Source organism: Anabaenopsis arnoldii, assembly GCF_028331025.1.
In the GTDB taxonomy this organism is placed as follows: Bacteria; Cyanobacteriota; Cyanobacteriia; order Cyanobacteriales; family Nostocaceae; genus Anabaenopsis; species Anabaenopsis arnoldii.
This window is the reverse complement of the sequence record NZ_JAQMUH010000076.1, coordinates 1-8,068: the sequence shown is the minus strand read 5'-3', so window position 1 is coordinate 8,068 and position 8,068 is coordinate 1. Positions and strand designations below refer to the sequence as shown.

The window sequence follows — 8,068 nt, the reverse complement described above, 5'->3', positions numbered from 1 at the left end:
TAGCCCCTTAAAAGACCATTGTCCGGATAAAATCTTCCTTGTCCACTTTCCTTCCTTGTCTTCGGTGGTCTTGCCTTCACAGATCATATTAAAAACCTAACCTTGTAAGGAAGGGGGTGGGGTCAAATAATATTCGATACACTAATCATGACTTAACAAACATCCTCTAAACCCAGCATTAACTTTGCTGGGTTTTTTTTATCTTCTGTGTGGGAACTCCACCATAAACCCAGCTTTTTTTGGCTCCTGTATGTTAGTTAGTTCTGATTTTTGCCCAGAAGAGATTTCTTTTAACTCCCTAAAACAAAATTAAATATCTATCTTTTGATAGATGACATAATTCATGGAATTTATACTCAACGTAAATCTTATTTTTATGTGCCATTTTTCAACTATCAACTACGAATATTTGACATCAAAAACTATTGCCATTGACTTTAAAGGTGCTTATAATAACCATATTTACCAGGAGAAAACTTTCCTATTATGGGTTTATTCGGAAATAATTCTAATCTGCAAACACAAAATAATTCCGTCTTGGGACCTGCGGAAGCATTTGCAGCTATTACTTTGGCGACTGTTGCTGCTGATGGCTACTTAACAGACGAAGAAGCTCATACAATGATGGCAACTTTAAACCGAATGCATTTGTTTCGTAGCTACCCCAATGAAGTGCTAAGGAGGATGTTTGACAAGTTGTGCTCACTCATCAAACGCCAAGGATTTGATGGCTTTATTAAATTGGCAGTTTCCTCTCTTCCCCATGACTTATATGAAACCGCTTTTGCTGTAGCTACAGACTTGGCGTTAGCAGATGGTGAAGTAACTAAAGAAGAAGAAGACCTTTTAAATTATTTGTGGAAGTCTTTAGCAATTCCAGATGAAACAGCCCATAATATTGTCAAGGTAATGATGATCAAAAATAAAGGATAAGTCTGACATCAGAAAATTTTGTTTTGGGTAGCACAAACTCTTTTACTTCCATCAATGGGCTACATCTGGACCTCCAAGACAAACAAAACCCGCTATAAACTCCATATAGCGGGTAAGAACCTAAAATTTGAAAAAAAAATAGCACCTTATAATCATCAGACACTTAGCTAAACCATTCTCAAACGGCAACTTAGCTAAACCATTCTAAAACAGCCTCATCCTTAGTATTAGTATTCCGTGATGGAGTCTCACGATTAAACTTCATTTGAATTGACCTTGTTTGCTCACCATCAGCAGCTACAGCCACAATGGGATAGTCAATTAAACCATCTTGGAAAGACATCTGGAAGCGGAACGTACCATCAGGGTTGAGTTTAATTTCACGGTTACCAATAGTCACAGTAGCATCCGGTTCAGTAGCACCGTAAACAATCAACTCCGCATCAGCAACTAACCAGAACTTGCGAGGACGCACTGGTACAGCACCGACAGACATACCTACCCCAGACATACCTACCCCAGACATGGTTAAACCGGACATAGTGGGGACAGCCCACATACCCACACCAGAGGGGAAAACATAGGAACTCAAAGCCTCTTGGGGACCTGCAGAACTAGGTACTTGCTGCATAGAACCGAACAGAGAACCAGCAACCCGTTGAGCTTCAGCAGACTCAGCCAAGCCGAAAATTTGCTCGTATATAGCGTTACTGCTATCTTCCACAGCAGCCACAACTTTCTTCCCAGGGGGAACTAATTCGTAAACAGTTTTACCCCGCAGGTCTTCTTCAAAGTTGACAGTCACAAAAGCGTCTTCAATCCAGTCAGATGGATAAACAGGAGGAATGTGGACTCTTGCAGAACGTGCCAATACTAACCAACGACCGTCAGCAGTACGGTAGCCAATATCTACCACATAATCGCGATCGCTTACTGGAATAGGAATATACCATTCTCTTGCCAGTTCGTCGGCGGGGTACTCTTGAATACTGTGAGGACGTTGAAGGTCAAGATCCACATCGCTAACATCGTAGATGCGCAGTGCTAGTTGTTGTCCCCCTTGTTGTCGTAGTTCCGCCTTATGTTCATTGGGAATATCCCAGTAAGCATAAGCCCATTGAGGATCACGGGGTAACAGTACAATCCGGCTTTCACCATAACCTTGTGGTAGGTCGGCGATTCCTTCATCAACATCAGCCAGAGAACCACCAGTACGATCTTCTTGACCTAATTCAAATTTTGCTGCTTCCACGGTTTCCTGCGCCTCCAGTGAACGAGTTGGATTAAGGGATACTTTACTGTGTTGAACTTCCTGAATTGCTGCCAGCAGCTGAGATTTACGCATGCGGCTATAGCGGGAGATGCTATATTCACTGGCAACTTTACGTAGTTGCCTGAGTGTCATCTCCTCTAGTGGTGGGCGTTCTTTTGCCATAATTTTGGACTCCAGTAGTTTGTAAGGTAAATGACTTACCTGGGTGATATAATTTCCTATAAAATCAAATCTTATCTGTCCCAGATGAGTTTCTGATTCCCGACTTCTGGTTTTGCCCAGTTGTTAACTTTTTAGTTTTTTAGCCTTTCGATTCCTAGATGATGCCATGATCAGCATTTCTTTGGGATCGGATTACTTTTTTTATTAATTAAATATTAAGCAGTAAACCCGGGTAGGAATCAAGGGGGTTACAGGCGTTGTTTTGCCGGTTCTACCCATTTATCAACTGTTTGGGGATCGAATTGTCATGAAATCATGACAAACTGGCTGAATCGAGTAGGAGACCATAGAAGCAATGTCATGGACTCTTGACATTTGCGCTTAACTGAGTAATTTTAGTGCAGGTCAGTCAAACCAATCTAATTAATCACTGACATACCGTCGATGCGCCACCTATCCCCTTGTCGAATTAAAGAGTATCGCACCCGCAAAGTTTCATCCTTAAAATTTCTGATCTGTCCTAATTGATAGAACTGTGTTACCTCCCTGACCCTAGCCACCACTAAAGCCCGATCCGATTTTTGATCAACATATTCCAGATTCACAGTGTGGTGATATGTCCGATGGCGATTCTGTGACCTCTCCTGTTGCACAAGCCCCCGCCATTGAGAAATAATCGTATCTGTTAAAATCAGTGGTAAACCATCCAGGTTATATCTTGGACCCAAAGCCTCAGATTTAGTAGATAACCAAGTTTGAATCACTTCTTGGGCCATAGCATCACTCAGAGAACCTTTTGGGGGTTCCAACTCCCTAGTTGGGTCGGGGATATCGATTGGTGGTTCATTGAGTTGTACAGACAACTGTCCCCCTGACAAAATCGGCTCCGGGAATAACAAATTTTTTACCCATCCAAAGGTCGTAGAAACTAACAGCCAAATCAGTAAGATACCTACCAAAGAACCAAAGACAGTCAAAATAAGTCTTTTTTTTACCATCTTAGTGGGAATCAACCCAGTTTGCCTTTGAGGATAACCCCGGTTGACAGGTTGACGCGGCTTTCTTCTCCGCCGCTTTTTGACTTCAGGCGTGGACTTACTAGCACCATGGGGATGATGTTTCACCGCTTTGGCTCTAGGTTCATTCACCGGAATTTTACTTATATTATAGTTTGATTTAGTACTACGTGAAAATTTATCTGGCCGGGCGTTCCCACCAGTTGGGGTGAAGTGAGGATGTTCCTGTCTATGATGCTCTGGGATTTGTAACAAATCCACATTAGCTGTTTGACCTTGAGTAAATTTGAAAGAAACACCACTGGAATGAGCGCTCTCCCGGGTATCCAGGGAAAAAGACTGACGATTGATCACAGGGGATTGATCAGTAGTTACTGCGTCAGTAGGTAGCGCCTCTAAATAAGCTTGCACCTGTTGGTTAGCAAAATAATCTTTGAGCGAGGCTTGCTGCTTAGATAAATCTCGAAAGTGCAGGAATACTTCATCTTTTAACCACTGTTCCGCATACAAACATAGCCCCGGTAACAAGTCCGGAGAGTTCAGGGATTTTTCCCGAATAAAAGCCAGAGCTTCGTATTCTTGACTTAGTTCTAAAACCCGGGTGGACTCTTCGGTCTGCCCCAGTAGCAGAGCACACAAAGCTTGTTCTAAATGCACATCTTGACGCTTTCCTAACCGCATCAGCATTTGCCTAGCCTGACGGATTAAAGCCGGTTGACCTTGACTAAATCCCCGTGCTATGAGCGCATAAACTGTCAAGTAACTCGCAACAGCACAAGGGCGCTTGCTTTCCACTTCAAAGAGCTGATGCTGTTCTACAACCGTTAAATAGTTGCGTAATTGCTGAATAAAGCGCAAGAAATCATCTACATTCAGACCCGATTGATCATTACCACTGCCATCAATTCCACCGCGCTCATTTAACACCTCATGCAAAAATGCCAAGCCTTGTTGTCGTTGCTCAACTTTGTCTTCAGCTAATGCCAGCAATTCTAAAATCCGATAGGGACGCAATTTATACAAGTCAGCCTGGATTTCCGCCTGCACACTAGAAAATAGCCCTTCACGCTCTAGCATTTGTTGACCAGTTTCTAGAGAAACAGCCGCACTTTCATAGTGACCTTGCTGCCATTGCTCTCGCCCCAGTTCCAAACAAGCCAAAGCAACAGTCAGAACAACATCCGGGTAGTCAGAACTAGCAAGAAAATCTTCACTTTCGAGATTATTTGCCAGTTTGGCAGATATTACCTTGCTATTGTTGGTAAGGTAATTATTACCCAACTTCAGCACCAGTTCATATTCCCCGAGTTCCTGCAGAATCAATAAAGCACCAACTAATTCTTTTTCGGAAATCTCGATTCCCAGGCTCTGGATATCAGTATCAGTCTTCTTACTGGTTGTGTGGGTTCCCACGGCAACAGTAGCATTACCATTGCCGTCAGATCCATAGGCATGGGCAAGATAAAGCTGATCATAACTGCTACGTTCTTTAGGATTGGATAAAACCACGTAAGCTTCTTTTATAAGTTGTTTGCGAGCAGAAATTGCTGCCGGAGAATACTCCCGTCGTGGCAATTGGACAATGCGATCGCTGTACGACTGGCGCAACTGTTCATCACTTGCCGCTAACGGTAATCCCAAAATTCGGTAGTAATCTAGCGGAATTCGCACAGTCTACTTCCCCTGCACCGTGATCAACATAATTTACCTAGAGCATTCCAGGTATGTAAAACCGTGCCATAATCCTACACTGAATAATACCGTGAAGGATTTACATTATAAGTGTATAATATAACATTAGTTCTTTTGAATTTTACTGGTAAAAATTTGCAGTTGCCTAGAAACCGCCAATACCTTGTTGTAATTGTTAGTATTTCTGCCGGTAGTAACTCATAGATGCTAAACATCCTCAGCACTTACCCAGCTATGCAGTTAGAGAAAGTATCCTCAAAAAGGGTAGGTATCAATTAAATTAAATGAACAGCATTATAACATAAATAAATGGAATTTCCCAAAATATAGCTCCATACAGAAAATTGCCCCATGATTTTCTTTAAATTGTTCATGGATATGCAGAAACCGAGCTATCCTGATTGATAGCCTATAAACAGGAGTAGATCAGAGGTCAACTCCTCCCAGAGGGTGGGTAGAAAAATCAAAAATTCACTCATTGTTTCTCCTCTATTGCCTATAAACCTGTTTGGTGCCTAAATTTTGGTCGTTGACTTTAGCACATACTAGCTGATCAAAAACAGATATTGTCTGAAACCAACTTATTTGAGATGGTAAATTTCAGTTTTACTATAGGAATACTAAAAAAATAATGGTTCAAGAACGCACCTTACCTACATTTGACACCGCTACTACCAAAATCACCAAAGCAGAAGGGTTACGCTTGTATGAAGATATGGTACTAGGGCGCTCATTTGAAGACAAATGCGCCGAGATGTACTATAGAGGTAAAATGTTTGGTTTTGTCCACCTATACAACGGTCAAGAAGCCGTTTCTACAGGTGTTATCCAATCCATGCGACCCGGTGAAGATTTTGTTTCCAGCACCTATCGCGACCACGTTCATGCTCTGAGTGCTGGTGTACCAGCTCGAGAAGTGATGGCAGAGTTATTTGGTAAAGCCACAGGGTGCAGCAAAGGGCGTGGTGGTTCCATGCATATGTTTTCTGCCGAGCATGGACTACTAGGTGGTTATGCCTTTGTAGCCGAAGGAATTCCTGTAGCAGCAGGAGCAGCTTTTCAAACTAAATACCGCCGCGAAGTTTTAGGAGACCAAAACGCCGACCAAGTCACAGCTTGCTTTTTTGGCGATGGTGCAGCTAACAACGGTCAGTTTTTCGAGACCTTAAATATGGCAGCCCTGTGGAAACTACCGATAATTTTCGTAGTGGAAAATAATAAATGGGCTATTGGGATGTCTCACGAACGAGCTACCTCCCAGCCAGAAATTTACAAAAAAGCCAGTGTATTTAACATGGTTGGGGTGGAAGTAGACGGTATGGACGTGCTAGCAGTGCGCGCCGTGGCTCAAGAAGCTGTAGCCCGCGCCCGTGCTGGTGAAGGTCCCACATTAATTGAAGCCCTTACCTACCGTTTCCGGGGTCATTCCTTAGCAGACCCAGATGAAATGCGCAGCAAAGCCGAGAAGGAATTCTGGTTTTCCCGTGACCCCATTAAAAAGTTTGCCGCTTATCTGACTGAGCAAAACTTAGCCGACGAGGCCGAACTCAAGGCCATTGATGGCAAAATTCAAGCACTCATCGACGATGCCGTCAAGTTCGCTGAAAGTAGCCCCGAACCCGACCCCAGGGAGTTATATCGCTTCGTGTTCGCAGAAGACGAGTAGATTTCATTTACCTGGGTGTCTTAGTGTCTTGGTGGTGAGTACAATTCACTTTCATCACCAAGACCTAAACACAAAGATGATCCGCTCTACTATTAAGGACTAAAACTTGTGTTTACTATCACTGTTGAACAGCAACAATACAAGACTTACATCCTCACCGATGAAACCGCAGGCTCTCAAATAGAAGTCGTACCGGAAAGAGGCGGGATTATCACCCGGTGGCGTGTCCGCAACCAAGAAATTTTCTATCTGGATAGTGAACGCTTTACCCATCCCCAATTGAGTGTCAGAGGTGGAAATCCGATTCTGTTCCCTATCTGCGGAAATTTACCAGATAACATTTACACCTATAACGGGCAAAGGTACACTCTCAAACAACATGGTTTTGCTCGTGATTTACCTTGGGAAGTGACTCACCAGGAAACTCAAGATAAAGCTAGCCTGACTCTCCTACTCCAGAGCAATGACCAAACTAAAGCAGTTTATCCTTTTGACTTTCAACTCATTTTTACTTACGAGTTAAAAGGCAATACTCTAGAAATTAAACAGCAGTATCAAAATTTGTCATCTACACCCATGCCCTTTTCTGCGGGTTTCCATCCCTACTTTTTGACCAGTGGTGATAAGCATCAGCTACAGTTTCACATCCCCTCCCAAGAATATCAAGACCAATCTACTAAAGAAATTCACCCGTTTGATGGTAGTTTTGATTTTACCCGTGAAGAAATTGATGTCGGTTTTGGGGGTTTGACTAGCCAATCTGCCACAGTCATAGACCCCAATCGTCAACTCAAGTTAACTTTAGATTACGATCGCATTTATTCTCGTCTGGTGTTTTGGACCATCAAAGGCAAAGACTTTTACTGTCTAGAACCTTGGACAGCCCCCCGTAATGCCCTGAATACCGGCGAAAATCTGACGGTATTAGCTCCAAAAGCTAGCAGCACCGCATCTGTGAGATTAACAGCAAATCTTTTATAAAAATACTTGCTAATCCCAGAAGCCCATGTTATGATGACAAAGTTGCAAAACAAAAGGGTCGCTAACTCAACGGTAGAGTACTCGGCTTTTAACCGATTAGTTCCGGGTTCGAATCCCGGGCGACCCACTAGGAAAAATCACGTAAAATCTCTAAAATGATGTTTGTCAAGTCGTGATTAGTGTATCAACTATTGTTTGACCCCACCCTCTCCTTACAAGGGTAGGTTTTTAATATGATCTGTGAAGGCAAGACCACCGAAGACAAGGAAGGAAAGTGGACAAGGAAGATTTTATCCGGACAATGGTCTTTTAATGGGCTATTTTTCTTACTAAGAATACAGACTT

Annotated in this window: 5 protein-coding genes and 1 tRNA gene; 4 read left to right on the top strand and 2 right to left on the bottom strand. The window is 42.8% G+C overall.

Annotated elements, in window-relative coordinates; all coding sequences use genetic code 11:
* Positions 1 to 486 precede the first annotated feature (486 nt).
* Positions 487 to 933: a tellurite resistance TerB family protein gene (locus PN457_RS06300; protein ID WP_271732075.1), complete on the top strand. Its 447-nt coding sequence runs from the start codon at positions 487 to 489 to the stop codon at positions 931 to 933.
* Positions 934 to 1,123: 190 nt separating this feature from the next.
* On the opposite strand, the gene PN457_RS06295 is transcribed toward PN457_RS06300, so the two are convergent.
* A complete protein-coding gene (locus PN457_RS06295) occupies positions 1,124 to 2,368 on the bottom strand; it encodes a DUF4912 domain-containing protein (RefSeq protein WP_271732074.1) in 1,245 nt (414 codons plus the stop codon).
* A gap of 419 nt (positions 2,369 to 2,787) precedes the next feature.
* Positions 2,788 to 5,055, bottom strand: a complete 2,268-nt coding sequence (locus tag PN457_RS06290) for an IMS domain-containing protein (protein ID WP_271732073.1) — start codon at positions 5,053 to 5,055, stop codon at positions 2,788 to 2,790.
* Positions 5,056 to 5,707: 652 nt separating this feature from the next.
* Here PN457_RS06290 and pdhA point away from each other — a divergent pair.
* The 3 genes from pdhA (at position 5,708) to PN457_RS06275 (ending at position 7,850) form a co-directional block, all read left to right on the top strand.
* Positions 5,708 to 6,742: a pyruvate dehydrogenase (acetyl-transferring) E1 component subunit alpha gene (pdhA, locus tag PN457_RS06285; RefSeq protein ID WP_271732072.1), complete on the top strand. Its 1,035-nt coding sequence runs from the start codon at positions 5,708 to 5,710 to the stop codon at positions 6,740 to 6,742.
* Positions 6,743 to 6,850: 108 nt separating this feature from the next.
* Complete coding sequence (locus PN457_RS06280; RefSeq protein ID WP_271732071.1) at positions 6,851 to 7,723, top strand: aldose epimerase family protein; 873 nt, start codon at positions 6,851 to 6,853, stop codon at positions 7,721 to 7,723.
* 55 nt (positions 7,724 to 7,778) lie between these two features.
* A tRNA-Lys gene (locus tag PN457_RS06275) sits at positions 7,779 to 7,850 on the top strand.
* Positions 7,851 to 8,068: the final 218 nt, after the last annotated feature.

What these genes read in the sequence shown, in the direction of transcription:
- PN457_RS06300 (WP_271732075.1), top strand. Translation starts at nt 487, where the DNA reads ATGGGTTTATTCGGAAATAATTCTAATCTGCAAACACAAAATAATTCC.
- PN457_RS06295 (WP_271732074.1), bottom strand. Translation starts at nt 2,368, where the DNA reads ATGGCAAAAGAACGCCCACCACTAGAGGAGATGACACTCAGGCAACTA.
- pdhA (WP_271732072.1), top strand. Translation starts at nt 5,708, where the DNA reads ATGGTTCAAGAACGCACCTTACCTACATTTGACACCGCTACTACCAAA.